At 57.3% G+C, this 26,334-nt stretch carries 24 protein-coding genes and 1 riboswitch; of the genes, 12 read left to right on the plus strand and 12 right to left on the minus strand.

Going from position 1 to position 26,334, the window contains the following annotated elements:
* Positions 1 to 4 precede the first annotated feature (4 nt).
* The 6 genes from QQM41_RS03890 to QQM41_RS03915 all read right to left on the minus strand — a co-directional run bounded on the left by QQM41_RS03890 (position 5) and on the right by QQM41_RS03915 (position 7,970).
* Positions 5 to 766 (minus strand): ABC transporter ATP-binding protein, encoded by a 762-nt coding sequence (locus tag QQM41_RS03890; RefSeq protein ID WP_339077764.1) that lies wholly within the window; start codon positions 764 to 766, stop codon positions 5 to 7.
* On the minus strand, positions 760 to 1,773 hold the full coding sequence (locus QQM41_RS03895) for an iron ABC transporter permease (RefSeq protein WP_339077765.1): 1,014 nt from the start codon (positions 1,771 to 1,773) through the stop codon (positions 760 to 762). Before QQM41_RS03895 ends, QQM41_RS03890 begins: the two co-directional genes overlap by 7 nt.
* Positions 1,770 to 2,681 carry an ABC transporter substrate-binding protein gene (locus tag QQM41_RS03900; RefSeq protein WP_339077766.1) on the minus strand — a complete coding sequence of 304 codons (912 nt, stop codon included), beginning with the start codon at positions 2,679 to 2,681 and terminating at the stop codon, positions 1,770 to 1,772. Before QQM41_RS03900 ends, QQM41_RS03895 begins: the two co-directional genes overlap by 4 nt.
* Positions 2,681 to 4,852, minus strand: coding sequence for a TonB-dependent receptor domain-containing protein (locus QQM41_RS03905; RefSeq protein WP_339077767.1), 2,172 nt, complete (start codon positions 4,850 to 4,852; stop codon positions 2,681 to 2,683). The genes QQM41_RS03900 and QQM41_RS03905 overlap by 1 nt, the downstream gene beginning before the upstream one ends.
* A 134-nt stretch (positions 4,853 to 4,986) precedes the next feature.
* Positions 4,987 to 5,219, minus strand: a riboswitch (cobalamin riboswitch).
* Positions 5,220 to 5,271: 52 nt separating this feature from the next.
* A complete protein-coding gene (locus QQM41_RS03910; RefSeq protein ID WP_339077768.1) occupies positions 5,272 to 6,981 on the minus strand; it encodes a Na+/H+ antiporter in 1,710 nt (569 codons plus the stop codon).
* Positions 6,982 to 7,046: 65 nt separating this feature from the next.
* Positions 7,047 to 7,970 (minus strand): LysR family transcriptional regulator, encoded by a 924-nt coding sequence (locus QQM41_RS03915; protein WP_339077769.1) that lies wholly within the window; start codon positions 7,968 to 7,970, stop codon positions 7,047 to 7,049.
* A 158-nt stretch (positions 7,971 to 8,128) separates the two neighbouring features.
* Here QQM41_RS03915 and QQM41_RS03920 point away from each other — a divergent pair, with 158 nt between their 5' ends.
* The 3 genes from QQM41_RS03920 to QQM41_RS03930 all read left to right on the plus strand — a co-directional run bounded on the left by QQM41_RS03920 (position 8,129) and on the right by QQM41_RS03930 (position 12,024).
* Positions 8,129 to 8,902 (plus strand): SDR family oxidoreductase, encoded by a 774-nt coding sequence (locus QQM41_RS03920; protein WP_339077770.1) that lies wholly within the window; start codon positions 8,129 to 8,131, stop codon positions 8,900 to 8,902.
* Between the two features lie 218 nt (positions 8,903 to 9,120).
* Positions 9,121 to 11,382, plus strand: coding sequence for a TonB-dependent receptor (locus tag QQM41_RS03925; RefSeq protein WP_042787013.1), 2,262 nt, complete (start codon positions 9,121 to 9,123; stop codon positions 11,380 to 11,382).
* Between the two features lie 129 nt (positions 11,383 to 11,511).
* Positions 11,512 to 12,024: a hypothetical protein gene (locus QQM41_RS03930; protein WP_003630104.1), complete on the plus strand. Its 513-nt coding sequence runs from the start codon at positions 11,512 to 11,514 to the stop codon at positions 12,022 to 12,024.
* 103 nt (positions 12,025 to 12,127) lie between these two features.
* Here the strand turns inward: QQM41_RS03930 and QQM41_RS03935 are convergent, their stop codons facing one another.
* Positions 12,128 to 12,664 (minus strand): DUF1269 domain-containing protein, encoded by a 537-nt coding sequence (locus QQM41_RS03935; RefSeq protein ID WP_003630102.1) that lies wholly within the window; start codon positions 12,662 to 12,664, stop codon positions 12,128 to 12,130.
* Between the two features lie 379 nt (positions 12,665 to 13,043).
* On the opposite strand from QQM41_RS03935, the gene QQM41_RS03940 reads away from it, so the two are divergent.
* From QQM41_RS03940 to QQM41_RS03950, 3 genes are all read left to right on the plus strand, one after another.
* Entirely contained in the window at positions 13,044 to 13,511 is a 468-nt protein-coding gene (locus QQM41_RS03940) for a hypothetical protein (RefSeq protein ID WP_012812457.1), read from the plus strand.
* 195 nt (positions 13,512 to 13,706) lie between these two features.
* Positions 13,707 to 14,126: a hypothetical protein gene (locus QQM41_RS03945; RefSeq protein WP_050819208.1), complete on the plus strand. Its 420-nt coding sequence runs from the start codon at positions 13,707 to 13,709 to the stop codon at positions 14,124 to 14,126.
* 143 nt (positions 14,127 to 14,269) lie between these two features.
* The gene (locus tag QQM41_RS03950; RefSeq protein ID WP_339077771.1) at positions 14,270 to 15,718 is read left to right on the plus strand and encodes a hypothetical protein; all 1,449 of its coding nucleotides are present in this window, start codon (positions 14,270 to 14,272) and stop codon (positions 15,716 to 15,718) included.
* 3 nt (positions 15,719 to 15,721) lie between these two features.
* On the opposite strand, the gene QQM41_RS03955 is transcribed toward QQM41_RS03950, so the two are convergent.
* On the minus strand, positions 15,722 to 16,324 hold the full coding sequence (locus tag QQM41_RS03955; protein WP_339077772.1) for a histidine phosphatase family protein: 603 nt from the start codon (positions 16,322 to 16,324) through the stop codon (positions 15,722 to 15,724).
* 11 nt (positions 16,325 to 16,335) lie between these two features.
* Positions 16,336 to 17,268 carry a ribose-phosphate pyrophosphokinase gene (locus tag QQM41_RS03960; protein ID WP_050819205.1) on the minus strand — a complete coding sequence of 311 codons (933 nt, stop codon included), beginning with the start codon at positions 17,266 to 17,268 and terminating at the stop codon, positions 16,336 to 16,338.
* Positions 17,269 to 17,390: 122 nt separating this feature from the next.
* Between QQM41_RS03960 and QQM41_RS03965 the strand changes: the two genes are divergently transcribed.
* The 6 genes from QQM41_RS03965 (at position 17,391) to QQM41_RS03990 (ending at position 22,811) form a co-directional block, all read left to right on the plus strand.
* A complete protein-coding gene (locus QQM41_RS03965) occupies positions 17,391 to 18,422 on the plus strand; it encodes an ABC transporter permease (protein ID WP_339078054.1) in 1,032 nt (343 codons plus the stop codon).
* Between the two features lie 5 nt (positions 18,423 to 18,427).
* The gene (locus QQM41_RS03970; RefSeq protein WP_339077773.1) at positions 18,428 to 19,234 is read left to right on the plus strand and encodes an ABC transporter ATP-binding protein; all 807 of its coding nucleotides are present in this window, start codon (positions 18,428 to 18,430) and stop codon (positions 19,232 to 19,234) included.
* Positions 19,235 to 19,378: 144 nt separating this feature from the next.
* Complete coding sequence (locus QQM41_RS03975) at positions 19,379 to 20,875, plus strand: MATE family efflux transporter (RefSeq protein WP_339077774.1); 1,497 nt, start codon at positions 19,379 to 19,381, stop codon at positions 20,873 to 20,875.
* Positions 20,868 to 21,077, plus strand: a complete 210-nt coding sequence (locus QQM41_RS03980) for a hypothetical protein (protein WP_003625103.1) — start codon at positions 20,868 to 20,870, stop codon at positions 21,075 to 21,077. The genes QQM41_RS03975 and QQM41_RS03980 overlap by 8 nt, the downstream gene beginning before the upstream one ends.
* 13 nt (positions 21,078 to 21,090) lie before the next feature.
* Complete coding sequence (locus QQM41_RS03985) at positions 21,091 to 21,669, plus strand: YqaA family protein (protein WP_003625105.1); 579 nt, start codon at positions 21,091 to 21,093, stop codon at positions 21,667 to 21,669.
* A gap of 134 nt (positions 21,670 to 21,803) precedes the next feature.
* Positions 21,804 to 22,811 carry an SDR family oxidoreductase gene (locus QQM41_RS03990; protein ID WP_339077775.1) on the plus strand — a complete coding sequence of 336 codons (1,008 nt, stop codon included), beginning with the start codon at positions 21,804 to 21,806 and terminating at the stop codon, positions 22,809 to 22,811.
* Between the two features lie 190 nt (positions 22,812 to 23,001).
* Here the strand turns inward: QQM41_RS03990 and QQM41_RS03995 are convergent, their stop codons facing one another.
* The 3 genes from QQM41_RS03995 to QQM41_RS04005 form a co-directional block, all read right to left on the minus strand.
* The gene (locus QQM41_RS03995; RefSeq protein ID WP_050820326.1) at positions 23,002 to 23,397 is read right to left on the minus strand and encodes a hypothetical protein; all 396 of its coding nucleotides are present in this window, start codon (positions 23,395 to 23,397) and stop codon (positions 23,002 to 23,004) included.
* A gap of 88 nt (positions 23,398 to 23,485) precedes the next feature.
* Positions 23,486 to 24,391, minus strand: a complete 906-nt coding sequence (locus tag QQM41_RS04000) for a 4-(cytidine 5'-diphospho)-2-C-methyl-D-erythritol kinase (protein ID WP_339077776.1) — start codon at positions 24,389 to 24,391, stop codon at positions 23,486 to 23,488.
* Positions 24,388 to 26,250 (minus strand): tetratricopeptide repeat protein, encoded by a 1,863-nt coding sequence (locus tag QQM41_RS04005; RefSeq protein WP_339077777.1) that lies wholly within the window; start codon positions 26,248 to 26,250, stop codon positions 24,388 to 24,390. The genes QQM41_RS04000 and QQM41_RS04005 overlap by 4 nt, the downstream gene beginning before the upstream one ends.
* Between the last annotated feature and the right edge of the window lie 84 nt (positions 26,251 to 26,334).

Below are 26,334 nucleotides of genomic sequence, written 5' to 3' on the forward strand. Positions count from 1 at the left end.
AATGCTAATTTGGTTGTGCCGTGCATAAATCCCACGGCACAACAGCGTTTTCTACCCGCCGGGTGGTTACACCGTAAGTTTGGCGCACCATATCATCCGTTAAACGGGCGGGCGGGATGATGTGCCGAATACGCCCCTGCTGCATCAGCACCAGCGTTTTGCAAAAACGTGTGGCCAGCAGCAGATCATGCAGCACCACCACAACACATGTGCCCTGCGCTGCCAGTTTGCAAAACACCTGCATAACGGCCAAGGCATGTGCCGGGTCCAGCGCAGCTACGGGTTCATCCGCCAGCAAGATGGGGGCCTGCACGGCCAAGGCGCGCGCCAGCATCAGCCGTGCACGCTCCCCACCAGAAAGCTGGCTGGCCGGGCGCTCTGCCAAATCCTGCAAGCCCACTTCTGCCAAAGCCTGCGCCACTGCCGGATGATGCAAGGCCTGTGCTGAAGATTCCCCATAGGGCAGACGCCCCAGTGATGCCACCTCCCGCACCGGCATGGGCGGAAACGGCGGCACATCTTGGGGCATATACGCCATAAGCCGCGCACGCTGGGCCAATGTAAGCTGCTGCAACGGTACGCCATCACACACCACCTGCCCCTGCGTGGCGGGCAGCAACCCCGCCATAATGCGCAACAATGTGCTTTTGCCTGCACCATTGGGGCCTATCAGGGCTGTCACACTCCCGGCCTCAAACTGCACGCTGGCGGATTGGAGAAGTTGCGCACCTTCTATGCTGAAGCCAACATTCTGCACATTCAGCATGACAGCATATTCCGTTTTCTAAACAGGATCACACGGTGGAAGAACACAGGCGCACCCACCAAGGCCGTAACTACGCCCAACTGCAACTCTGTGCGCCCGGCCATTAACCGCACAGCCAAATCTGCCGCCAGCAAAAGCGCAGCACCGCCCAAAAAGGCTGGCACCATCAGCCGAGATGGCCGATGCCCCGCCAAAGGCCGCAGCAAATGCGGCACCACCAGCCCCACAAACCCGATAGCGCCAGAAACCGCAACGCAGGAACCCACAGCCAATGCGGTGCCCACAACCACGCGCATTTGCACACCCCTTACCCCACCCAGCCGAAAGCCGAGGCTCTGGGCAACATCTTCCCCCATTGTAAGGGCATCCAGCGCGCGGCCACAGCCCATAAGCAGGGCGCAGCCCGCTACCACACCGGGCAAGGCCAGCAGCACATCATTTAATGTGCGATCTGTTAAAGACCCCATAAGCCAATGCATAATTTCAAAAGTAGCATAGGGGCTGGGCACCAGATTGAGCACCAGTGCCGTAAGGGCAGCCGTAAAGCTGCTGACGGCCGCACCGGCCAGCAGCAGCACCAATGCCCCGCCGCGCCCTACCAAGGCCACCAACAGCATGGCTGTTACCAATGCACCGGCCAAGCCGCCCAACGGCAGCAATGCCGAGGCAATTTGAAAAAGCCCTGTATAAAACACGCACACAGCCCCAAGGGCCGCCCCGCCAGAAACACCTAAAAGGCCCGGATCTGCCAGCGGGTTGCGCAAATAACCTTGCAGCACCGCACCACTTAGCCCCAACGTGCCACCGACCATAAGGGCCAGCAACATGCGCGGCAGGCGCAACTGCCCCATAATCACCGCGCCTATGGAATGGGCACCGCTCCACCAATCTGCCAAAGCCGCAGGCACGTTAATGCTGCTTTCACCCCACCATAGGGAGGCCACAGCCATGACAGCCACCAGCAACGCCAGCAGGGTGTTCAGCACAACGGGGCGCAGGGGCTTCATGGTTGGGTCTCCTTTACCGTGGGTTGTGCTATGGGGGTATGTGAAACATGCCTTGCAGCATCAGCCACAATACCATCCCGCGCGTGGCGTAATGTGGCAACGGCATCCAGCGTTTGCGGCAACCCACAAAGCCACAGGCGGGCTGGCACATCCACAACATGCGGCGGTGCAAACATGGCCAGCATAACCGGGTTGGACAGCATGGCCTGTGCAAGGGAATGGCCGGGGCCGGAAGGGTCTCTCACCAATAAATCCGGGTGATACGCCAAAAGCACCTCCAGCGGCACACGCCCACCCAAGGGAGGTGTGCCTGCCGTAGTGGCAAAGTTGCGCAAACCGGCATGGGCCAGCACATCATCTGGCAGACTATGGGCGTGCACCACAAAACCGTTGGCCTCATACACCACGGCTATGGGGTCTGACACCTGGCGGGTTGTGGCTATTTCTGCCAACCGGGCCTGAAACGCCGCCACAAGTTGCCGCCCGCGTTCTGGCTGCCCCACCGCATTGGCAACCTGCATGATCTGATCTGGAATATCCGCCAAGGAGGATGCCGGCGGCAACGTAAGCACCTTGGCCCCTACCTCCTTGGCGGCCCGCACAGCCAAGCGTGCCGTAAAGCGGCCTGCCAGCACCACATCGGGCTTGGCGGCCAGCACTGTTTCTGCGGTGGATTGCAACACCGGCACATCCTGCGCCTGCTGGCACAACACAGATTCCGTACAATCCCGCGCAAGGGTGGATACACCTATAATATCCTTGTGGTCTGCCAACATAAGGGCCAGCTGATCTGTGCACAGGTTGAGCGATGCCACACGCTCCGCCCATGCCGCACCGGGTGCAAACACCGCAAGGGCAGCACCCAATGCACACACAACCACCCGGCGAAGGAAGACGGAAAAGTGCATCAGTAATTCAGCGTAAAGCCGCCATAGCCTGCGCGACCGGGCTGAAGGTAGCCTATGGGGCTTTCATACTGGCGGTTGAGCAGGTTATCCGCCCGCGCAAATACGGTGACATAGCGGTTGATTTTATAACTGGCCGCCAGATCTATGGTGAAATATCCGTGGTCTTTGCCGCATGTGCTGCAATACTGGTACGTATCGGAAATAACCGGCGTATCGCGCGAACCGCTGACATACAGGATATTGCCCGAAAGCGAGAGCCCATCCACCGGCTGCCAAGTGGTGTTGAAGTTGAACTTGTGCTGCGGGCGGCGCTGGAGGGCTTGCCCAGTAGAGGCATCTCGCGCGTGGGTCCATGTATAGTTCAGGTTGAAATCCAGCGTATCCAGTGCTTTCCAATCCAGATACGCTTCTACGCCATACATGCGGGCACGGGCCACGTTATTGTAGGAATAGGTGGAATAGTAATTTTCGTAGGAACTGACAGACTGAATAAGATTGCGCACATGGTTTTCATACCACGTGGCCCCAAAATGCAGTTTATCATGCGCCAGTGTTTGTTCCACGCCCACATCATACCCTATCAGGCGTTCGGCCCGCAGGTTGGGGTTGCCTTTTTCCGCATAGCTGGTGGAAATCTGGTTGGCAAAAAGCTGATACAATGAAGGGCCATGAAAGCCACTGCCCGCACTGGCCTTGATAACCGTGCCGCTGTGCAGAATATGAATGGCCGGAGCCACACGCCACGTCACGTAATTGCCGTAGCGGGAGTTGGCATCATACCGGATATTGGCCGCGCCATATAAAATCTTGTTCCAGTTGCCCTGATACTGCCCGTAGCCCGCTGTGGTATCCATGCCCGCACTGGTGCTGAACGGTGTGGAAGATGCAGCGCTATTCCCTTGGCTGGAATTGAACGTATCATGAAAATGCTCTGCCCCCACAAGCAGAGATCCGTATTTGTCCAGATTAACAGTGCCGTGCCAATCTATTTTAATACGGCTGGTGCGGTAATATGTGGGGTCATACTGCAAGGCATCACCTTCCAGCGTGGTGCCGGTTTCTGTCCAGCTTCTGCGGCCTGTCATATACCCCAGACCAATCACCTGATCGAACCTGCCCCCGAATGAGGACAAATGCGCTGTGCCCCGCACAATGGCCTGATTTTGTGTGGTGTGTTCACGCTCGCTCCCTACATCACCGTAATATCCTAGCCGACTGTAATATTCATCTTCCATATTATAGGCGCTGTAGGTGTGCAGGTTGCTCTGTATCAGCCGGGCCGTCAGCCCCAGATCAAAATTATGGGTGACATCATAGCCCAAGCGAATGTTGGCGGAGCGGTTATCGTTTCTGTCCCCCCGGTGGCGCTGTTCCTTGTCTGCGCCAAAATAGCGGCCGATATAGCGCGGGATTTCATGAAAACCATCTTGCCGGTAATGGGAAAGTTCAACATTGTAATGGAACTTTCCCTTACTGCCGCGCGCGCCCATAACCTGATTAAACGTGCCGTAAGATCCACCTTCCACCCGCACAAAAGGCGTAAACCTGCCCTGCCCCTGCGCTGTGGTAATATCAATAACCCCGGCCATGGCATCTGCCCCGTACAGGCCGCTTTGTGGCCCGCGCAGAATTTCTATGCGGCCCATACCATCGGTAACAAACTGCGCAGCATCAAACGCGCCGGAGGTGGAGCTGCCATCGTTAATATCCATGCCATCCAGCCGCACTTTCACCTCGTTGGCATTGTTGCCGCGCATGAAAATGGAGGTGGTGCCGCCAAAGCCACCCGAACGCACCACATTCAGCCCCGGTTGGCGGGCCAGAATATCTGTAAGCGTGCGGCGCTGCTGGGTGAGGATCTGCTTTTCTGTCACAATCGTCATGGCCGTGCCAATTTCATCCGCCCGCATGGGGTGGCGTGCCGCACTTACCGTAACGTAATCCGGGTAAGCCTGCGTGCTGCGGGCCTGCACAGCTTGCGGGCCCTCCACCGCATGAGAGAGAGGCGCATTGCGCGCCGGAGCGGTGGCGGCAGGTGTTACGGCCACTTTGGCAGCAACGGTGTTTTTACCCGTTGATGTAGCGGAGTTTGCGGCATCTGCCGCCATGGCGGCAGTGGTTTCTACCAGCAGCAGGGAAGATCCGGTAAGCAAAAGGTTTTTTAGGCGCATGGGTTAAGGCAATCTCGCGGTTTAACAGCGTTGCCACGAGACTTGGCCCGGCTTTTTCCACCACAGGGCACAAACCACCCCATTGGCTGACCGCTTGCCCAGCCTGCCAGCACACCCCGGCTGACATGCCCCGTCTGCAACTGTGTGCTGATGGCAGGTCTCCTGGCTTGCGGTTTTTCGGTTGTGGCACCCCTTCCCGGAAAGGTTTGTTCCAGTGGGCCAGCGCTTTGCGCCGTGCGTGCACATCCATGCCGCTTACAGTTGCGGGGACAGCCCGGGAATATCGCAAAACCATTGCAGGCAATGGCGCGGGCACCCGGTTCCCTTTTCATTCCCCTTGGGGGAAACCATCATGCGGTGTGGTTTACAGGCTGGGGGTGGCTTGTCAACAAAAGCACGCCCCAGTGTGGCGGCAGGCTTTAGGCTTCACGCGGGAGGCGTTGAGACTGGGAGCGAATAACCTGCTCCTCATAATCCAGTTCCTGCTGGAGCTTCCATTCTGTCTGGTCGTTAATCTCGCTGCGCGATGTCATATCCCGCATGGCCTGCCGTTCGGCCCGCAGCAGTTGCAGGCGCAGGGCCAGTTCCATACGCGCATGGCGTAGGGCGCGGCTGCGGTCTAGCGGTGTGATGCGCGGCGTTTCGTCCTCTTCTTCCAAACGGCTGTGATACAGCTGATACAGGCGGTCTATCACCTCCTGCCGCAGGGCTTCATCTGCATTCTGCCCCTCGGGCTTTGCCAGTGCTGTGCCGTTCGGGTTGGGCGCTGGCGGTTGCGCGCGCGCTTTTGTCAGCACCGCAAGGGCTGCGCGTATCAGCTTCTGGCGGGCCATGTTTTCTTCCTGCGCGTTCTTGTCCACCGTTTCCTGCGGCAAAAAGCGCAGGCACAGCGGAATGAACACGCTGGCTGCCAGCAGGGAAAGAACAATTACGCCTGTAGCGGCCACCACCACGGCATCGCGCATGGGAAAGGCATCTGTGCCATCCGTGCCTTCGGGCAGGGAAAGCACAGCCGCCAGCGTAACGGCCCCGCGCACGCCAGCAAATGTCAGCAACATGCTGCCTGCAAAACCTGTGGGTTCAAACGGCAGGCTGCCAATGCGCGCCACCACCCAACGGCCGAAAACGGATGTCCATACACCTGCAAAGCGCATGGCCAGCATAATGGCGTATATCTGCACCACAAACAGGCCAACCTGCCACAAGGCCACATCATATTTCCGGCCCAGCGCCACGCCATGTTGCAGCAGTTCTGGCAACTGCATGCCCAGAAACAAAAAGATAAGCGCGTTAAAAACGTAGCTGACAATGTTCCAGACCGTTGTGGCCTGTAGGCGGGTAAAAGTGGCGGTGTCCTCTATCATGCCGGAAAGTTTGAGCACCATGCAGCCTGCCACGGCGGCCAGAATGCCCGAGCAGTCCACTGCTTCTGCCGCAGCATACATTAAAAACGGCAAGAGCAGCACAAAGATGATCTGGGATTGCGGATCATCATACCCACGGCGCACCAGCACGCGGTTGAGCTTAACAGCCAACCATGCCACCGCAGCGCCCACCAACAGGCCGCCCAGCGCCACCATTAGGAACGTGCCAAAAGCCTGCCTGTAAGAGAACTCACCCGTAAGGGCATCGGCCATGGCAAAGCGAAAGCACACAAGGCCGGAGGCATCATTAAACAGAGCCTCGCCCGATAAAATCTGCAACAGCCGGTTGGGCACCTTGCGCCCTTCAATAAGGCTGGAAACCGCAACCGTATCTGTGGGGGAAAGTGCCGCCGCCAGTGTAAAGCAGATAGGCAGGCCCAGCTCTGGCACAATCCAGTGGATAGCATAGCCACATACCAGCGTGCTGAGCACCACAAGCCCAAAGGCCAGAAACAGAATGGGGCCGCGCAGTTCTGCAAACTCACGCAATGGCATGCGAAATGAATCTGCAAACAGCAATGGCGGCAGAAACACAAACATGAACATATCTGGCTGCAGGCTGACATGCATGCCCGCCACCGCAGCAAACACACCCAGAATGATAAGGATAACCGGCTGCGGCACCTTCTGTTTAAACAGGGCAACAAGCAGGCTGCTGACTGCCGCCAGCAAAAGCAGCAGCAGAATGTTTTCTATGGTCAACATGGCCTGCGCTCTTTGGGCGTGTTTGGGTGTTTATGCAACGGACATTCTGCAGAAACACACCCGCTTTACGGCATGGCGGAAACAGGACGCAAAACCTGCTGGCGCATCAGGTCTTCCAACCATGTGGCAAACACCTGCACCCGCATGGAAAGGTGCCGCCTGTGCGGATAAAGCAGCGCCATAGGCAGCGGTGCCGCACGCCACTGGGGCAGTATTTCCACCAACTGGCCTGTGTGCAGGTAAGAGCGCACATCGTAAGCGGGTATCTGCATCACCCCCAGCCCGGCCAGTGTGCAGGCTATTAAAGCCTCTGCGCTGTTAACCGTTACGCGGCCCGGCACATCCAGCGTGTGGGTATGGCCGTGTTCCTCCCACTCCCATTGCTCTACCCGGCCATTCTGGGGAGAGGCATAGCGCACGGCCTCGTGCCCTTTCAGCAAATCTGTCGGGCATTGGGGTGTGCCGCGCTGTTTAAGATATATGGGGCTGGCCACGTTTATAAGTTCAAGTTCCCCCATGCGGCGGGCAATCAGCCCGGAATCCTGCAAGGGCCCAACGCGCAGCACGCAATCCAACCCATCTTCCACCAAGTTCACGGCCCTGTCCGTTACCCCCAGTTCTACCGAAAGTCCGGGATATGTTGCCAGAAAATCGGGCAAGGCCGGGGCTACAATCAGCCGCCCAATGCGGCCGGGCATATTAACACGCAGCACACCCTGCACAGCGCTTTCGCTCTGGCGGAACAGGTTTTCCGCTTCCTCCACATCCGCCACAAGGCGCAGGCAATGTTCGTAAAAAGCTGCGCCATCTGGCGTGGGGGTAACTGTGCGTGTTGTGCGCGTAAGCAAACGTGCCCCCATGCGGCTTTCTAGCTGCTGCACGGCGGCGGATACGCTGGAACGCGGCATGCCCAAGGTTTCTGCCGCATGGGTAAAACTGGCGGCCTCTACCACCCGGGCAAAAATACGAAAAAGATCTATCCTATCCATGCGCGTTAGCCTTTTGGGCTGCCACCTAGATTGTTCGGGAAATCTGGCAAGTGTTGTCAGAACAGGCAGCTTTATCCGCCTACTGTAGCTGATACGGTGGCAAGAGAAAACGGGAGCCACATCCATCGGCCCCCAATACATGCAAGGGAGCACCCAACATGGTAGACCATAGCATTAAAGGCAAAACCGTTCTGATAGCCGGTGGGGCCAAAAATCTGGGCGGGCTGATTGCGCGGGATCTGGCAGAACATGGCGCCAAGGCCATTGCCATCCATTACCATAGTGCAGCCAGCAAGGCGGAAGCCGATGCCACAGTGGCCGCTGTAAAAGCGGCAGGTGCGCAGGCTGAGGCTTTTCAGGCTGATCTGACACAGCCCGGAGCAGTAGCCAAACTGTTTGCAGATGCAAAAACGGCTTTTGGCGCACCAGACATTGCCATTAACACCGTGGGCAAAGTGCTGAAAAAGCCGATTGCAGACACCACGGATGAAGAATTTGATGCCATGTTCACCATCAACACCAAGGTGGCGTATCAGTTCATCCGTGAAGCCGGAAAACATCTGGCCGATAACGGCAAACTGCTGACACTGGTGACATCTCTGCTAGGCGCGTACACACCGTTCTATTCCACCTATGCGGGTTCCAAGGCTGCGGTGGAACACTTCACCCGTGCGGCCTCCAAGGAATATAGCGCGCGGGGCATTTCTGTTAACGCCATTGGCCCCGGCCCTATGGATACGCCGTTCTTTTACGGGCAGGAAAGTGCAGATGCCGTGGCCTACCACAAAACCGCTGCCGCACTTTCTCCCTTTAGCAAAACAGGCCTGACAGACATTGAAGATATTGCACCCTATGTGCGCTTTATTGTTTCTGAAGGCTGGTGGATGACGGGCCAGACCATTTTGGTAAACGGCGGTTACACCACAAAATAAAATCGGCTTTGTGCCCGTTGCGGCACACCGCCATGTGCAAGGGGGCCACGTGCAAAGCGTGGCCTCCTTTTTTGTGCCCTGCCCCAGATGCAAAGCTGTTGCGCGCGTGCAACAGCCCACAGAAAGCTGAGCAAACAGGGCTCATTCCTGTTGTAATGTTATAGTGTTACATAATACATGCTGCGCCTCCACCACACTCAACCAAGGCAGCGCACAGCATGATGGTTCGATCAGCCGCTCTTCTTCTCTGCTCCACTGTTTTTACTGCTCTGGGCAGCAGCATGGCCCTGGCTGAAACCACCACGACCACGACAACACCCTCCACAACAGAAACGCAGCAGAAAAAGCCCACTGAAACAAAGCCGCAAACCGTAAAAGTGATTGCGCATGACAAGAACGATGCCGAGCAGGTGATTGTCACCGCGCATCTGGACCGCATGCGTTCAGAACTTTCGCCCTCTACCGGGGCCACGGTGCACAAGTTCAGCCGGCAGGCGCTGGAAACCATTCCCGGTGGTGATAACGCACCGCTTAATCAGGTACTGCTGCAAGCCCCCGGCGTAGCGCAGGACAGCTACGGCCAGATCCATGTGCGTGGTGACCATAACGAGGTGCAGTTCCGGCTGGATGGCGTGCAGTTGCCGGAGGGGCTGAGCGTGTTTGGGCAAGCGTTGATGACACGCTTTGCAGATAACATGTCCCTCACCACTGGGGCGTTGCCCAGCCAGTTCGGGTTTTTGCAGGCGGCTGTGGTGGATATCAACACCAAGAACGGCACCACCAATTCTGGCGGCAATCTCTCACTTTACGGTGGGGCGCGGGATTACTTCTTTCCTTCCCTGCAATATGGTTTTCATAAAGGGAAGTGGGATTTCTTTGCCACGGCAGATTATGTGCATGACCGCACTGGCATTGAAAATACAACATCATCCTTCAACGCCATCCATGACCTGAGCGAGCAGTATCACTTTCTGGGCCATCTGCGGTACACGGCAGATGAAGATACGCGTATCAGCTTTATTGCCGGTGTTTCCAACGCAGAATACCAGTTGCCCAACAACCCCGGCCAGCAAACCCAGTTTGCCATGCCCGCCTATTCTGGCAGCGATCTGGCGCAGCAGTTGAATGGCAGCGTGGACAGTGCGCATCTGGATGAACACCAAAAGCAGATTACAGATTTTGCCATTCTGGCGTTGCAGAAAGAGATGGGAGACTTCAGCCTGCAAAGCTCCGTGTTCTCCCGCTACAGCAGCCTGCGCTATTCGCCCGACTGGCTGGGAGATCTGGTTTACAACGGTATTGCGCAGCAGGCCGCGCGCTCGGTATTTTCCATGGGCACGCAGCATGACGTCACATGGCGTGCTGCAAAAGATCACACCGTGCGCTTTGGTTTTCAGCTTTTTGTAGAACGCAACACCTCCAAATCCCTCTCCCGCGTGTTTGGGCAGGAAGGTGAGGATGCAGATGGCAACGCCACCTTTGGCACCACGCCCCTGAGCATTTACGATGGCAGCGGTAAAACCGGCACGGTGTACGGCCTGTATGCGCAGGATGAATGGCGACCGCTGAACAACCTGACCATCAATTACGGCCTGCGTTTTGATGGGGTGAGCGAATACACGGCGGAAAAACAGGTAAGCCCACGCCTGAACATTGTGTGGAAGCCGTGGAAAGGCGGTGTGATTCACGCCGGGTATTCACGCTACTTTACGCCCCCGCCGTTTGAGGTTGTCAGTTCTTCCTCGCTGTACAAATTTGCGGGCACCAGTGCCGCGCCCTCCGTTTACCAGAACAACAAGGTGCGGGCCGAACGCGACCATTACTTTGATGCCGGTATTGAACAAACCATTCTGCCGGGCTGGCGTGTCTCGTTCGATGCCTATTACAAGCTGGCACATAACCTGATTGATGAAGGCCAGTTTGGTGCGCCCATCATCCTTAGCGGCTTTAACTATCGCCGTGGGCAGGTGAACGGGTATGAGGTCAGCACCTCTTATGATCGTGGCCCGCTTTCTCTGTACGGCAACTTTGCGTGGTCTCGCGCCATTGGCAAGGATATTACCAGCGCACAGTTTAACATGAGCCCGGATGATCTGGCTTACATTCAGCACCGCTGGATCCATCTGGACCATGACCAGCGTTGGACGGCTTCTGCCGGGGCGGCATATTCCTTCTTCCACAAAACGCGCTTTCCGCTGCGGCTGTCTGCCACCATGGTGTATGGCAGCGGGCTGCGGGCCGATGGCCTTGTGCCCAACGGTGTGGCGCTTACGCCTTATGCTACCGTCAACTTCTCTGCCGTGGAAACCATCCACAACACATTCGGCAGCGCATGGCCGGGGGATACGCAGTTCCGCATAGATGTGATCAATCTGGGGGACCACACCTACAAGCTGCGTGATGGTTCCGGCATTGGCGTGGGGGCCCCGCAATACGGGCTACGCCGCACCATTCTGGGCGGGATTTCCCAAGGTTTCTAAGCACGTTACCAGCTGTGGCGCTGCCCACGCGCTACAGCCCCCACATGGGCATGGATTGATTTTACCGGCATTTTGCCCCAGAAAACGGCTCCAATACGAGGATATCCAGCCCGTGGAGGAGCCAGACCAATGGATATGACATGGGGCAACTTTCAGGCCATTGTTCAGCTTTCCGCCGGGTTGAATGTTGCCATTTTAAGTTTTGTGGATATCAGCCTGCCCGCCATTCAGGAACGGCGGAAGGTTTTTGCCAAGGCCCGGCAGGAGCTGGAGATCCACCGCAAGAACCCCCACAAGCGCACGGAAGCCGAAAAGGCAGACCACGCTGAAAACGTGGGAGACATTGACCGCCGCCTGTTTGACCTGTGGCGAGAAACCGCCGCCTTTGAACTGGTGGAAGATTCCCTTATGCGGCTTACAGGTGTTTCCGGCTTTATTGGCGCGGTGCTGAGCCTGACTTTGCTGTGGTATTCCGCCCTGCATTATGATGAAAAAATCTATCTGACCGGCCAGTTGTTGACTGCGGCCTCGTTCCTCTCATTGGCGGCGGCGTTTATTATCAACTGGATTACCGCCACACGCGCCGCAAAATATACCCAGCGCTGCAACACCCTGCGGCAGGAAATGGGCAAACGGTTGTGAACTTTTTTCATTCTGTGCGTTAAGATACTAAAAAACCCCCGGTGTGCTTCTGCCACCGGGGGTTTTCCATGCACAAAGTGCAGGCTGATGCCTAAAGTATGGCTCAGGCCTTGGCTTGTGCCGCAGCAACCTGACCCAAAGCAGCCTTGAGCTTTTCTTCTGCTTCTGGGGAAAGAGAGGTTTGCAGGATACGGGCATGGCCCTTGAACTGGCTGAGATCGGCCAGTACTTTTTCCGGCTGAGACTTACGCACCAGAATGAACAGCGCAGAGGTGTTGGGCGGAATGGTGTCGCTTAGCTGTTTGATAAAGCCATCATCAATGCCGTAATCAGAGAACTTGCCAGACAGCGCGCCCGCACCGGCGCCCACAGCACTCCCGATCAAAAAGCCAGCCAGCGGGTTCAGGCACAAAAGACCAACCAGCGCACCCCAGAAACCGCCGGAAAGCAGGCCCCAGGAAGCCCCGGCTTTTTCAAGGTTCACGCTTTGGTGCAAATGCACCTTGCCCTGTGCATCCCGCGTAACAACCACGGCATCTTCCAGATCCAGCAGGTATTCTTTCTGCAAGGCGCGGCATTCTGTCAGCACCTTGGCGGCATCATCAACGTGGTCAAAACCCAGAACAATCAGATCAGACATTCAAATCGGCTCCCTGCTTTATATCTCTCATGCCATCTGGCCTACGGGCGGCAAACGGCATGTACATTTGTATGTAGTCCTTTCAGGATATGGGAAGCCCACCCCACACATGCCAGTGGGCCAGATTACGCAGGCAGCATAAAAATACAGAAATACCATTATAGAGTATTCGTATAAGAAAACTAAATAACCATACCCCGCTCCGCCAATACAGGTACAGCATCCATCCGCTCACGCCCGAGTGACAATACGGACCATTATTGTCCGATTAGATCACGAAACTTCACAAATCATGCAGGATTTTTGATAACAAACCAATATTTTCTGCATAACAGACCGGCAACCAAGGCCCTTGCCGCATATCCGGGCCGGTTCGATAGTGAGCCTCATCAAACTTGTTCACAAAGGAGGTTCACCCATGAACACACTGCGCAAAGCGGCCCTTGCTGCCGTATGTGGCCTGGCTTTGGCTGCCGGGGTTGCACCTGCCCATGCTGCCAATGTTGGCGTGGCTTCTGTGCCAGAAGCACCTGTTGGCCCCGGCCCCACGGTAGATAACGCATCTGTAGGCAACATTGCCGGGCTGATGTACTACTGCTACGCCCACAACATTGATGATGATACAACGGTGCGCTCACTCGGCCGCTCCCTTGCAAAACGCAGCGATGTGAAAAGTGATGCCGCATACCCCGCCGGTGGCGCAGGGCAGCTGATGGTTGGCCCCGGCCAGATGATTGACCTGAACACGGTGGATGACAAAGACATCCGCACCGCAACCTGCGCCCATGCTGCCCAGCGTGGCATCCAGCTGGATGATGGCACCTTTATGCTGCCGCTGCAGGACTAATACAGAAAAAGGCGGCTACACCCGCCACGCATTGTCACACCATATGGCTTAAGGCTGATGGCTGTGGCAGATGGTCTGTTTGTAAAAACCGCCCTTGCTTTGGGGGCGGTTTTTATTTTTTGAGCACATGGAAACTCTCTGCGCCCACGCGCCGTTGGCAGTATGCACCCCTTTTTATAAAGACGGGAGGTTTTCATGACATTCCTGAACTCCGTCTCCAACGCCATTTCCAGCGTGGGAGACTTTGTAACTGCCGCATGGTTTAACAAATCCGGCCTGTTAAGCGCGCTAAACGAGGTTCTTGGCCCTGTTCCTGCTCCGGATCACCCCAGTAAGCTGGAACAGCGGGCAGAAGCCATGGGCATGATTTCCACCATCCGCCGGTGGCAGACCGCCCCCCACAGCCCTCCGGCATCTGAAGCAGAAGTACGCGGCTTTTTCCTACAGGAAGAGCTAGATTGGTTTTCTGAACAGACAGGGCTTTCCGATACCGCCACCATGCACATTATCCGCAGGCTTCTGCCCCGGTGCGTGCGCCTGCGTGCCCTGCATGATCCCTCTCTGTTTCCGCAAAGAAACCGCATTTCCCCGCAGGAACACACGCCCGCCGTATAATGTGTTCAACACTGTTAAGATAAGCATGGCAGAAGCTGCCACTTGGCTATTCTGCCATGTTTTTTAGAAAATTATTTAACTTATTTTCCCTTTACTTCCTTTTCCCTGCGTGAATATCCACACTTTCGAACAGGGGAAGGATTATGTTGGATTTGCAGAGCATTTTCAAAAACAAGATATTTATTTTTATTATATCTTTATGCAGTATTTTTTATATTTTTTCTTACCTGATCCTCCCCTTCTCCACTGCCGATACAACATTTTACGCACTTATTGGCCGGGGGCTGCTGCAAGACCATATGCTGCCTTACCAGTATGTGTTCGATCATAAACCCTTTGGTGTTTATGTGCTGTATGGTGTGTGGGATGCGCTTACAGCCCAGTTACCTGTTGGCAAGTTTACGGTGCTGGCCCTGCTCTCTCTTGCAGCATTTGCAGCCATGGCGCGCAGTATATGGCACACACGCTGGCTATGGGTTTTTGCGGCACTCGCGCTGCTGGGCGCGCCATTTGAGCTGCTTGCCGGAAATACAGAAACACTTCTGATCACAACAGAACTGGCCGTAATCTGGCTGGCCCGCAAAGGCACACTTGCCACCATTCAGCCCGCAACCCGCATTCTATGGCTTCTGGCTGCCGGGGTTATGTTTGGCCTTGCGGTGAACGTAAATTATCTGGAAGGTATTTGCCTGTTTCTGCCTGTATGTTTTTTATTACTGGCAAATACACGCCCAGCTTTAAATATAATTTTGTTTGCTATTGGCACCTGTGGCGGTTTGGCTGCGTTGTTTACGCCATATTTTATACAGGGGCATCATGCGCTGGCTGATTACTTTGCGCTGCAGCATCAGTTTTTACATGCTTACAGCGGCAAGCTTTCAAAACGCATAAAGGCTGTTCTGCTGCTGGCCGCTTATCTGGCCGTTTTTTCACCTATTCTCATCAAATGGTTCGGGCAGAAATCCATACTTAAAACGGCCCCAACACCGGATACCACATTGCTTACGCTGTGGTTTATCTCCTCGGTGCCTGCGGCTTTGCTTTCTGGCCACGCATTCAGCCATTATTCGGGGCTGTGGTTTGCGCCCCTCAGCATCATGCTGGTGCTATTGGCACAACAGAAAGGTACGTTGCCAATAGGCGCACTGGCTCCTGCTTGCGCGCTCACGCTTTTTTCCGGGGGGCAGGAAATACGTGCTAATCTGGCGCTGCACCAGAACTTAGAAAAAATAGATTACGCCCAGATTGCCAATATGGCTGCCGGGCAAAAGGTGCTGAATATCCGGGCCCATCATGCCCATTTTTACATGGCAAACCTGATAAGCGCAGACCGTTACCTGTTTCGGGATCATATAGACATTATTTTCAAAAAACAGGCCGTACAGCATTATCTGGATGATCTGGCACAGCACCCTGCTTTTGTTATGCTGCCCTATGCCGGATGCCAGACGGGCGCCATAGAACAGCCAGTCTGCGCTGTTTTACAAAACCATTATCAGCAGGTGTATGCTGTGCGCACCGTACATAAAAAGACGCGCCACAAAATAGACGCATCTGATCTTTCGTTCGAACTCTACAAGCTCCAGAACTAACGCTTACGCGTCTATCAGTTCCCGCAGTTCCCAACGGTCATCTGCCTCTGGCTCCAAGCTTAGCGGAATGGCGTTGGGCAGGCGCACATTGGCAGGCAGAGACATAGCAGCGCGCAAAGCACGGAACAGCGCCCCATGCGCCACAATCAGCGGCCGGCCGGGGGCCTGTGTGGCCCGGTTTACGGCATCTGTAGCGCGCTGGCGCAGGGCAGCAAATGTTTCTGCCCCCGGTGGGGTGTACTCCCCGGCAATCCAGCTATTATACCAATCCCCTACCGGCTGGCCTTCCTGCTCACCAAAGCAGACTTCCTCCAGCCCCGTATCTACATCCAGCGGCAAGGCTGGCAGGCCGTGGGTGATAAGCGCATCACGCACAATGGTGGCGGTGCGCAACGCGCGCTCTAGCGGAGAGCACACAATGCGCGTTACCCCATTTTCCCCTGCCGCACGCAGGGCAACCTCAAGCAGCTTTCCCGCCGCCACAGCTTGGTCAATGCCGGTTTCATTCAAGGGCACATCGGTGCGCCCCTGAGAAAGACCAGCCCGGTTCCAGTCTGTCTGGCCGTGGCGCAAATACCAGTATGGGCGGGGGAAAAGCGTGCTCATAGGGCCTCGGATCAATCGAACAGGGAGGAAACGGAGCTTTCATCCGCCACAGCATGAATGGCGCGTGCCAGCAGGCCGGAAATGGTGATCTGGCGGATATTGCGCGCAGCCATAACTTTTTCCGTGGCGCGGATGCTGTCTGTCAGTGTCAGCATTTCGATAGGCGAATCGGCAATGCGTTCCACGGCCTGCCCTGTCAGCACACCATGTGTCACGTATGCGCCCACAGATGCAGCACCCTGTTCGGCAATGGCGCGGGCTGCGTTGCACAGTGAACCACCGCTATCCACAATATCATCTACCAGCAGGCAGTGGCGGCCGCGCACATCACCAATCACATTCATCACTTCGGAAACGCCTGCGCGTTCACGCCGTTTGTCAATAATGGCCAGATCCGTGTTCAGGCGCTGGGCCAGCTGGCGGGCACGCACCACACCACCCACATCGGGGGAGACGATCATCAGATCACGGTCTCCGTAGTGGGAGCGAATGTCGCGCACAAACAGCGGTGCGGCGTACAGATTGTCTACCGGGATATCAAAGAAACCCTGAATTTGCATGGCGTGCAGATCCAGCGTGAGCACGCGGCTGGCACCGGCTTCTACCAGCAGATTCGCAACCAGCTTGGCGCTGATAGGCGTACGCGGGCCGGATTTACGATCCTGCCGGGCATAACCAAAATAGGGCATCACTGCGGTAATACGCTTGGCCGAACCACGGCGCAGCGCATCCAGCATGATCAGCAGTTCCATCAGGTTATCATTGGTGGGGGTGCAGGTGCTCTGGATAACGAACACGTCCTCACCACGTACATTTTCGTGGATTTCTACAAACACCTCCATGTCCGCAAAGCGGCGCACGGTGGCGTTGCAGAGGGGGAGGTTCAGCTCCGCGGCAACGGCTTCGGCAAGTGGGAGGTTGCTGTTACAGGCGACGATTTTCATGACAAGGACGGTTCCCGGCCTTAGGTGTGGAACGAAAAAAGGGCTCTCCGGCGGGCCGGGTGTAGCAACCACGGGGCCTGTTGTCATCTCTGTGGAGTGTTTTCCTGCCAATCGTTGCGCAAATAACGCGCTGCTTTGGGCCCAGATGGGCCTGTGTGGCGGGTTATAATGGCAGCATAAAAAGCATGCCAACCTTGCACAAACAGGCAGGGTTCTCTATCGCGTTAAACACCATGAACAGCACGCCCACCTTGCCGGATACGCAGGAAGAACGCGCCGCAAAAAAACAGCCCCCTCTTTCGGCTGCGCCGCAGCACGCCCCGCAGCCAAAGGGCCAACCTGTGCTGCATTTGGTGCCAGAACGTGGTTTTTCCTACTTTGTGCATGCCGCGCAGGATTTTGCGCGCGGCTTCCGCCATGCGCGGCTGGGGCTTACACTGGCCTGGCTGGATATTCGGCTGCGGTATCGTGGCTCCATTCTCGGGCCGTTCTGGCTTACGGCCACTACCGCCATTATGGTGGCGGCCATGGGCGTGCTGTATGCGTATCTGCTCAACACGGATGTGCACACCTATCTGCCCTTCCTTACCCTTTCTTTGGTGTTATGGGGCTTTGTAGGCGGCACCATGCAGGAAGGCTGCGGCACCTTTACGGGGGCGGCGCGGCTTATTCATGCGGCCCGCATGCCGTATTCCCTGCACGTGCTGCGTGTGGCTGTGCGCAACATTTTGGTGTTTGCGCATAACGTGCCCGTGGTGGCTGGGGTGTTTTTGTGGTTTCACGTCTCGCCCAAATGGTCATGGACTGTGCTGCCCGCCACGGGCCTGTGGCTGGTGGACTGCTTTTTTGCCGTGCTTTTGCTGGGCATTCTGGGCGCGCGCTTTAGGGATGTGCCCCCCATTGTGGCCAGCCTGACACAGGTGATGTTCTTTGTGACGCCCATTTTGTGGTCTCCCCAGTTAATGACAACCGGGCAGGCATGGCTGTTGCTGGACCCCTTCTACCCGCTGATTGAAATTCTGCGCGCACCCTTTACGGGGGATGTGATGCAAACCACCGTATGGCCTGCGGCTCTTGGGTGGTCTGCCGTGCTGATTGTTGCAACCTTCTGCCTGTTCGCCCGTATGCGCACACGGCTGGCATACTGGGTGTAAGGCGCATGACGGATATTGCAGTTGAAAACCTGCAAATCACCTTTCCGCTGTATCATGGCAATGCCCGCAGCCTGCGTAAATCGCTCAGCAAAACGCTGGGCCGTACGCTCAACACGCGCTTCATGCACGATAACCGAGACCGCGTGGTGGTGCAGGCGCTTAAAGGTGTCAGCTTTACCCTGCAACCGGGAGACAGGCTGGGCCTTGTAGGCGGCAATGGTGCAGGCAAAACCACGCTGTTGCGCGCATTGGCCGGTATTTATGAACCCGTAGGCGGCAGTGTGACAGTGCGCGGTAGCATTGGCACGTTGCTAGACCCCGCACTGGGCATGAACATGGACCTGACCGGGCGGGAGAACATTCGCCTACGCGGCATGTTCTCTGGCCTGAGCACGGAACAGACCGCGCAGGTTGAGGCTGATGTGGAAAGCTTTGCCAGCCTTGGCGCGTTTATGGACCTGCCCGTAAACACCTATAGTTCGGGCATGATGGTGCGCCTTTCCTTTGGGCTGGCCACGGCTATCATGCCCGATGTGCTGCTGATGGATGAATGGTTTATGGCGGGGGATGCCTCCTTCCGTAACCGTGCCCGCGCCCGGCTTGAAAACCTTGTCTCCCGCGCCGATATTCTGGTGCTCTCCAGCCATATGGCGGATGTGATGGCCGATTGGTGCAACCGCCTGATCTGGCTGGATCAGGGGCAGGTGCGGATGGATGGCCCTACCGAGCAAGTGCTGGAGGCATATTTAGGCCGCCCGCTGGAGCGCAAACCAGAAGAAGAAAAGCCGGAAGACGCACCCCCAGCCCCCTAAACCCGGCGCTTGGGGCACATTATTCGGGCTTGCACGCCTTTCAGGGCAGATGTTCCGTGTTCTCCCTGTTCGCAGGGGGCACAAGTCATGACATACTCAACGCACACACCGGCACGCGCGCAGCACAGCCCACACGGAGCATGAATGAACCGGCCCTCCCCGCCTGGCGGACGTCACAAGGCCTGCTTTACCACCGGCAGCATCATGCGCCACGTGCTGGTTATGGCTGGCACCGGGGCCATTGGCCTTATGGCGGTGTTTGCGGTGGATATGCTCAATATGGTGTATATCAGCCACCTGGGTAACACGGCCCTTACGGCGGCCATTGGCTTTGCCGGGGCTGTTATTGGCTTGCAGATTGCCGTTTCCATCGGGCTGACCATTGGCATAAGTGCCGCCACTGCGCGTGAAATTGGCGCAGGCCGCGCGGATGAAGCACGGGGCATTGCCTCCTCCGCCCTTACCGTCATGATCGGGCTGGCAACGGTGCTGGGTATGGGCACCATGATATTTGCCCACCCCATTCTGGAGCTGTTTGGCGCGCGGGGTGAGGCCTTGGCCAACGCCACCACCTTCCTGCGCACCGTCAGCCCCGCATTGCCGCTTATCTGCGCGGGCATGGGGTCCTCCTCCCTCATGCGTGTGGTGGGGGATGCCAAGGGCTCCATGCACATTACGTTGCTGGGCGCTGTTGTGGCTGCGGTGCTGGACCCGCTGTTTATTTTTGGGCTGCATGAAGGGCTTACCGGAGCGGCCATTAGCACTGTGCTTTCACGCACCGTTGTGGCCACAGTGGGCCTGCGGGGCGCATTGCGGCACGATATGCTGGCCATGCCGCAGCTCCACCGTATTCTGCCAGACACCAAACGCGTGGCCTCGGTGGCTTTTCCGGCCATTCTCACCAATTTGGCCACACCTGTTGGGGGAGTGTACGTCACGCAGGCCATGGCGCGCTTTGGGCTGGCCGCTGTTGCGGGGCAAGCCTCTATCGAGCGCACGGTGCCCGTGCTGTTTGCGCTGGTTTTTGCGCTTACCGGCTCAGTCGGCCCCATTATGGGGCAGAACATCGGGGCCGGGCAGTGTGACCGTGTGCGTGAAACACTGCGCGCCGCCCTTAAACTGGTTATTCTGAGCGTAGGGGCCACATGGGTTTTCCTGTTCTGTGTGCAGAACGGGGTTGTGGCCATGTATAATGCGCAGGGTGATGCCGCAGCCCTTATCCATCTGTTCTGCACATGGACAATCGGCAGTTACCTGTTTGTGGGTATGCTGTTTGTGGCCAACGCTGCCTTTAATAACCTTGGTTTTCCGCTGTATTCTACTGCCTTTAACTGGGGGCGGGCCACGCTGGGCACCATTCCGTTTGTCATGATGGGTGCACGCTTTGGCCCGCTTGGCGTGCAGGCCGGGCAAGCGCTGGGGGCAGTGGTGTTTGGGTCCTTCGCGGTCTTGACGGCGTTCCGTGTGACACAAACATTAGAAGTCTCTCCCGCACAGCATCCTCTGGCAGCGGGAGTGCGGAGCAGCACGCCGGTTTCCGATGTTCCCACCACCAGTGCAGAAGCTGCCATGGCGGAACTGGACGAACTGGAAAGTGCCTCTGAACTATGTGAGGAAGACAGGAAGACCAACCATGTCTAAGCTGACAACTGAAGAACGCAACGCCCTGCCGGATGATGCCTTTGCCCTGCCCGGTCGCCGTTACCCCATACCCGATGCCACCCACGCGCGTGATGCGCTGGCCCGTGCCAGTGAAATGCTGCACCGGGGTAACCTCACGCAGGAAGAATATGATACCATCCACGCCAAGGCGGAGGATGTTCTGCGCCGTGAACGGATGTAGTTTTTAAACCCATATGCTAAACCGCCTTTATGCCCGCGTTTTGCGGCACGCTGCCAGCCCCTACGCACCTTTATGGCTGGCGGCGCTGGCTTTTGCAGAAGCCAGCTTTTTTCCCCTCCCGCCAGAAACGCTGCTGGTGCCCATGGTGCTGGCGCATAGGCAAAAGGCATGGGTTTATGCGGCCATCTGCACCATTGCTAGCGTGGCCGGGGGGCTTTTGGGCTGGCTGATTGGTGCGGCTTTGCTAGATACAGTGGCCCGCCCGATTGTGCATTTTTACCACGCCGAGGGCACGCTGCTGACCTTGCAGGAAAAATTCCGCCAATGGGGGGTGTGGATTATTCTGCTCAAGGGGCTTACGCCCATTCCCTACAAGTTTGTGACTATTGCCAGCGGCATGGCGCATTTTGCCATTCTGCCCTTTATGCTGGCCAGCCTTGTTACGCGCGGCGTGCGGTTTATGCTGGTGGCCGGGCTTTTGTGGCGCTTTGGGGCGCCTATTCAGGATTTTCTGGAAAAACGTCTGCCATTGGTGGCCGGGGCTTTTGCCGTGGTGTTTTTGGGCGGCATTATTGCGCTGAAATATCTGTAAATCTGGCACCTGCATTTAGGCCCACGCGGGGCAGAACCTCTGCCCTGTGGCTTGTGCCCTGCCCGATTGCGGCGCAAAATGGCAGCCAGATTTTGAACGTCTTGCTTGACTGATAACCGGGAGAAAAAACGCGGATGCCAACCCAGATAGCTGTGATTACAGGCGCAGGCGCCGGTATTGGCCGCGCGGCGGCACGTGCGCTGGGCCGCGCCGGGTTTGATATTGCCCTGCTGGGCCGCAATGAAGACCGGCTGAAGGAAACAGCAGAAAATCTGGCCAAGCACTCTGTGCGGTCATTGGTGATTCCGCTGGATGTTTCAGATGCCAAAGCCGTGCAGGATGCGGCGGAACGTATTGAAACAGAACTTGGCCCCATTTCAGTGTGGGCCAACTGCGCCGGGGCCACGGTGGTTGGGCAGGTGGCTGCCCTTTCTGCCGATGATATCCGCCGTGCTACGGAAGTAACCTATCTGGGCAGCGTAAACGGCACATTGGCCGCACTTGGCGTTATGCGCCGGCGTGGGCAAGGAGCTATTATCAATCTGGATCTGGCCCCCAACCTGCGCGGCATGCCGCTTCAGGCTGCTGAAAACGGGGCACGCTCCGCCCTGCGCGGCTTTTGTGAAAGCCTGCGGCCAGAACTGCTGCACGATGCCGATAATATCCGCGTAGTGATGGTGGATCTGCCTGCCATCAACACCCCCCATTATGGCTGGACACGCAACCTCACAGGCAAACGCCTCAAACCCGTTGGCCCGGTGTATGAACCCGAAGTGGCGGCAGAAGCCATTTGCCGTGCGGCCTTTAGCACCAGCCGTTCCATTTCCATTGGGGCCACCAACAGCTTTGCTGCCTTGTGGCACATGGTTGCCCCCGGCTGCCGTGAAGCCCGCATGGCAGAAAAAGGCTACAAGGCCCAGATGGAGCATGATTGGGCAGAAGGCCCGCAGCCGGATGATTTATACACATCCGTGCCCGGTTCCTTTGGGGCACAGGGGCCGTTTGATGAACACTCCCGCAGGCTGGACAGCCCGCTCACCTTCTTTGTGCCCAGCAGCTTGCGGGCCGGTATTTTTGGCGCATTAACAGCCATGGGGCTAACCGCCCTGATGGCGCATATCCGCAACTGCCGGAAATCCTGAAGGGCACGTGCCATCCTGTTCAGCATATTTTTCATGCTGAATGGGGTGGTGTTTTCTGCCTCACCTTACGTCATCTCACGTAACGCGCTCTTGCACCCGGCATAAGGCCAGAACGTGCTGAGCGCATGGGGTAAAGTGGCAAGGCCACCACGCATCCGTGCCTGTGCCCGAATGCGCTACACCTAAAAACCTAGTTCAAACGCCCGCGCGGTTTGGCGGGCTGCTGGCGCATTTGCTGGTGCATGTGCAGCCCGTGCATCAGGCGGTCTGCATCTGTTGGTGGCAGCACAAGCCCCACCGGGCCAAAGGCCGGGTGCTGAAAGGCCAGAACAGATCCATCCGTGCTGGCTTCGGGCTGGAGCGCCCATTTGGTGCGGGTGACGGGCGTAAAGGTAGCCCCTTCTATGGGCGGCAATTCCTTGCCTTCCAGCATCGTTTCCCGACACTGGCCCAAAACCTGAATCAGCCGTGTGAGGTCTTCCACCGTAAGCGCAATATCTACAGCAGGCTGATCTTCCTGCTCTAGCACCTTGAGATGGACTTCTGTGTGGTCTGCTGAAAGAGACAGATCAAGCTTGGAAGACATAAAACCTCCTACACCCAGCCAGACCGGAACAGGCTTGCACCCTCCGGCCCACTGAAAAACTGATGCTGATATAAGGTGACACCCCCCCTTAAGCCAGAGCGCCGCCCCACACCCACCATGCGGCATGTGCATCTGCCAACCTGTCTGCTGCTTCCCGCGCGGCTTCAACAGTGGGGAAAACACCAAAACATGTGGCGCCAGAACCGCTCATACGGGCCAACTGACATTCTGGCTGCGCCGCAATATCGGCCAACACCTTTTTAACCGGCGGGCATATGCTGCATGCCGGGGCCTCCAAGCTGTTTTCCAGCGCCTTAAGGGTTGCCACCATAGCGGCACTATTGGGCCAGCTTTGTGGTAAATCCGCCCGCGGCACAAAATCACCTGTTCTTTTGCGGAACACCTCCGGGGTGGAAACAGCCTGCCCACAATTAACCAGCACAAGGCCACACTCTGGCAAACGCGGTCCGGGGGTCAGGGTTTCCCCAATACCTTCCATCCGCACGGTCTGACTGAGCAGGCACACGGGCACATCGGCCCCCAATGTTTCTGCCACGCGGAACAAGGTGGGTTCATCCACCTGCGTATCCCATGCGCGGTTTAGCAGGCGTAGGGTCGCGGCCGCATCTGCCGAACCGCCGCCAATGCCAGAAGCCACGGGCAGATTTTTTTCCAGCACAAGGCAACCACCCTGCACATTGGCCTGTGGCCCGGCCAGATCACGCAGCACGGCGGCGGCTTTCATCACCAGATTATCGGCACCTGCGGCATCTGCGCCAAGGGCGAGGCCAAAGCGCCCCTCCAGCTTAAGGTGCAGCGGTTGTGGGCCCGGCTCATAATGCAGCACATCTCCTGCACCAGCAAACACCACAAGGCTATCAAGCAGGTGGTATCCATCTGGCCGGCGGCCAGTAACGTGCAAATACAGATTGATTTTTGCTGGTGCAATTTCTGTCAGGGGTGTGGTTGCAACATCCAGAACATCAACTGTCATGGCGTGTGTGTTCCTTTATCCTGCGGTGCTGCTTTAGCGGGGGCGGCCTGATCTGCCTTTTTTACATCCGGTTCCACACCTGCACGCTTGAGCGCAGCACGTATCAATACTTCATCCGATGGAATGGGGTGCAGCCCCAAAGCCACGTTCCACTGATCTATGGCTTCGGTCTTGCGGCCCTGCCGCCAATAAACCTCGCCCAAATGATAATTCACTTCCGGGTCTTCGGGAGTTTTTTCTGCAGCTTTTTCTAAAAGCTCCAGTGCTTCATTCAGGTCTCCGCGCTCGGCACGCACCCAGCCGAGGCTGTCTGTAATGGCGGCATCATCGGGGGAAAGCTGGTGCGCCTTGCGCAAAAGCTTTTCGGCTTCGGGCAGGTTTTCATGCCGTTCCACCATGGAGTAGCCCAAAAAGTTCAGCAGCATGGATTCGTCTGGCGCATAGGCCAGTGCGGCGCGGGCATCATCCCGCGCGTGGGGCCAATCCCCCATTTCATGGTACACCATGGCGCGCAGGAAAAGCAGCGTCCAATCCACATCCTTCTGGGCAGTGGCAAGGTCTATGGCCTTGGTATAGGCGGCTATCGCACCCTTCCAGTCTTTCTGCTGCACCAGCGCATTGCCCAAGGCACGCTGAAGCAGAATCTGATCGGGCAACTGGGCCACAAGCGGGCGCAACAGGCTGACAGCCTCGGTAGCCTGATCGGGCGTGGAATCCAGCACAGCCAACCGCAACCGCGCCACGGGGGACATGGGGTCAGACTGCGGCACGCGCAGCAATGTTTCTCGCGCAGCGGCCCCGTGGTCTTCATCAATCTGGATTTCGGCCAGCATCAGACGGGCTTCGGCCAATGTGGGGTCCATGGCCAAGGCAAAGCCCAGCATCAGGCGGGCGGCCTCGTTAAACTGGTAGAGGTTGGCATCATTCCCCACCATGCCGCCGGTGGCTGCGGCCTGCTGGGCCTGCTCCCGCCCCTGCTGGCGCAGCAAAAATGCGGTAAGAATATAAGCACGCGCAATCCCGCCACGTGCCGATGTAACCGGGAAGTGCGAAATTGTGGCCTGAAGCTGCGGGCCAGCCAGCAGCAGAACCGGATCATCCCCTTCCAGCTTCCGCAGCTCGGCGCGGGCTTTTTCCTTCTGCCCGTGCTCCCACAACCATGCGGCGTAGGAACGGGTAAGCAGCAGATCACCCCCCGGCATGATCTTGCGCGTTTCATCAAAAAGCTGGCTTGCGCGGTCTGTCTGGCCTGCCACCTGTGCAATCAGGGCGGCGTGCAGCGTGTAAAACGGCACCAGCACGGATTTCTGAATATGGGTCAGGCTTTCCACGGCTTCATTGGCATGGCCCTGCGCCTGCTCACACCATGCCAGAAGCAGCGGCATAATAAGATGTGTCAGCGGGTCTGTGCGGGCCTGATGGTAATAGGTCAGCGCCTCGCCCCACTCACCGCGCACGGCGGCATCGTTCCCCAGCACAAGGGCGGAAATCACGCTCTGCGCGCCGGGCAGCTTATCCAGCTTGTGGGCCAGCGGCACGGCATCGGCATCCCCTGCCATCACGCTGCGCACAAAGGCCTGCTTCAGCAGTTCCATATTCTGTGGGTCTGCGGCTGCGGCCTGGCGGAAAGAGCGCGCGGCCTGAAGGTCATCCCCCCTGCGCACGGCAATGACGGCGCTTAAAAACGCCCCCGAATCGACATGCCCGACAGGCGCATGCATAACCGCAGTATCTGCTTTGGGTTCGGCCCCTTTAAGGGCTGCGCCAGATGTATTGGGCTGGGCCGCATACAGCGGAGAAGCCAGCACAGTGGCGGAAAGCAGCATGAAAACCGTAGGCAGAAGGCGACAAAACAGCATAAGAACCCTATCTACAGGATACGGTGGCAACCGGGCAGGCCACCCACGGATGCACCGCCCCTTCTGGCAGAGCGGAAAGGAACG

Source organism: Acetobacter sp. AC2005, from assembly GCF_037901235.1.
Taxonomy (GTDB): Bacteria; Pseudomonadota; Alphaproteobacteria; order Acetobacterales; family Acetobacteraceae; genus Acetobacter; species Acetobacter oryzoeni.

Excerpts from the sequence above, each read along its gene's own strand:
- QQM41_RS03890 (WP_339077764.1), bottom strand. The coding sequence starts at position 766 with ATGCTGAATGTGCAGAATGTTGGCTTCAGCATAGAAGGTGCGCAACTT.
- QQM41_RS03895 (WP_339077765.1), bottom strand. The coding sequence starts at position 1,773 with ATGAAGCCCCTGCGCCCCGTTGTGCTGAACACCCTGCTGGCGTTGCTG.
- QQM41_RS03900 (WP_339077766.1), bottom strand. The coding sequence starts at position 2,681 with ATGCACTTTTCCGTCTTCCTTCGCCGGGTGGTTGTGTGTGCATTGGGT.
- QQM41_RS03905 (WP_339077767.1), bottom strand. The coding sequence starts at position 4,852 with ATGCGCCTAAAAAACCTTTTGCTTACCGGATCTTCCCTGCTGCTGGTA.
- QQM41_RS03910 (WP_339077768.1), bottom strand. The coding sequence starts at position 6,981 with ATGTTGACCATAGAAAACATTCTGCTGCTGCTTTTGCTGGCGGCAGTC.
- QQM41_RS03915 (WP_339077769.1), bottom strand. The coding sequence starts at position 7,970 with ATGGATAGGATAGATCTTTTTCGTATTTTTGCCCGGGTGGTAGAGGCC.
- QQM41_RS03920 (WP_339077770.1), top strand. The coding sequence starts at position 8,129 with ATGGTAGACCATAGCATTAAAGGCAAAACCGTTCTGATAGCCGGTGGG.
- QQM41_RS03925 (WP_042787013.1), top strand. The coding sequence starts at position 9,121 with ATGATGGTTCGATCAGCCGCTCTTCTTCTCTGCTCCACTGTTTTTACT.
- QQM41_RS03930 (WP_003630104.1), top strand. The coding sequence starts at position 11,512 with ATGGATATGACATGGGGCAACTTTCAGGCCATTGTTCAGCTTTCCGCC.
- QQM41_RS03935 (WP_003630102.1), bottom strand. The coding sequence starts at position 12,664 with ATGTCTGATCTGATTGTTCTGGGTTTTGACCACGTTGATGATGCCGCC.
- QQM41_RS03945 (WP_050819208.1), top strand. The coding sequence starts at position 13,707 with ATGACATTCCTGAACTCCGTCTCCAACGCCATTTCCAGCGTGGGAGAC.
- QQM41_RS03950 (WP_339077771.1), top strand. The coding sequence starts at position 14,270 with ATGTTGGATTTGCAGAGCATTTTCAAAAACAAGATATTTATTTTTATT.
- QQM41_RS03955 (WP_339077772.1), bottom strand. The coding sequence starts at position 16,324 with ATGAGCACGCTTTTCCCCCGCCCATACTGGTATTTGCGCCACGGCCAG.
- QQM41_RS03960 (WP_050819205.1), bottom strand. The coding sequence starts at position 17,268 with ATGAAAATCGTCGCCTGTAACAGCAACCTCCCACTTGCCGAAGCCGTT.
- QQM41_RS03970 (WP_339077773.1), top strand. The coding sequence starts at position 18,428 with ATGACGGATATTGCAGTTGAAAACCTGCAAATCACCTTTCCGCTGTAT.
- QQM41_RS03975 (WP_339077774.1), top strand. The coding sequence starts at position 19,379 with ATGAACCGGCCCTCCCCGCCTGGCGGACGTCACAAGGCCTGCTTTACC.
- QQM41_RS03980 (WP_003625103.1), top strand. The coding sequence starts at position 20,868 with ATGTCTAAGCTGACAACTGAAGAACGCAACGCCCTGCCGGATGATGCC.
- QQM41_RS03985 (WP_003625105.1), top strand. The coding sequence starts at position 21,091 with ATGCTAAACCGCCTTTATGCCCGCGTTTTGCGGCACGCTGCCAGCCCC.
- QQM41_RS03990 (WP_339077775.1), top strand. The coding sequence starts at position 21,804 with ATGCCAACCCAGATAGCTGTGATTACAGGCGCAGGCGCCGGTATTGGC.
- QQM41_RS03995 (WP_050820326.1), bottom strand. The coding sequence starts at position 23,397 with ATGTCTTCCAAGCTTGATCTGTCTCTTTCAGCAGACCACACAGAAGTC.
- QQM41_RS04000 (WP_339077776.1), bottom strand. The coding sequence starts at position 24,391 with ATGACAGTTGATGTTCTGGATGTTGCAACCACACCCCTGACAGAAATT.
- QQM41_RS04005 (WP_339077777.1), bottom strand. The coding sequence starts at position 26,250 with ATGCTGTTTTGTCGCCTTCTGCCTACGGTTTTCATGCTGCTTTCCGCC.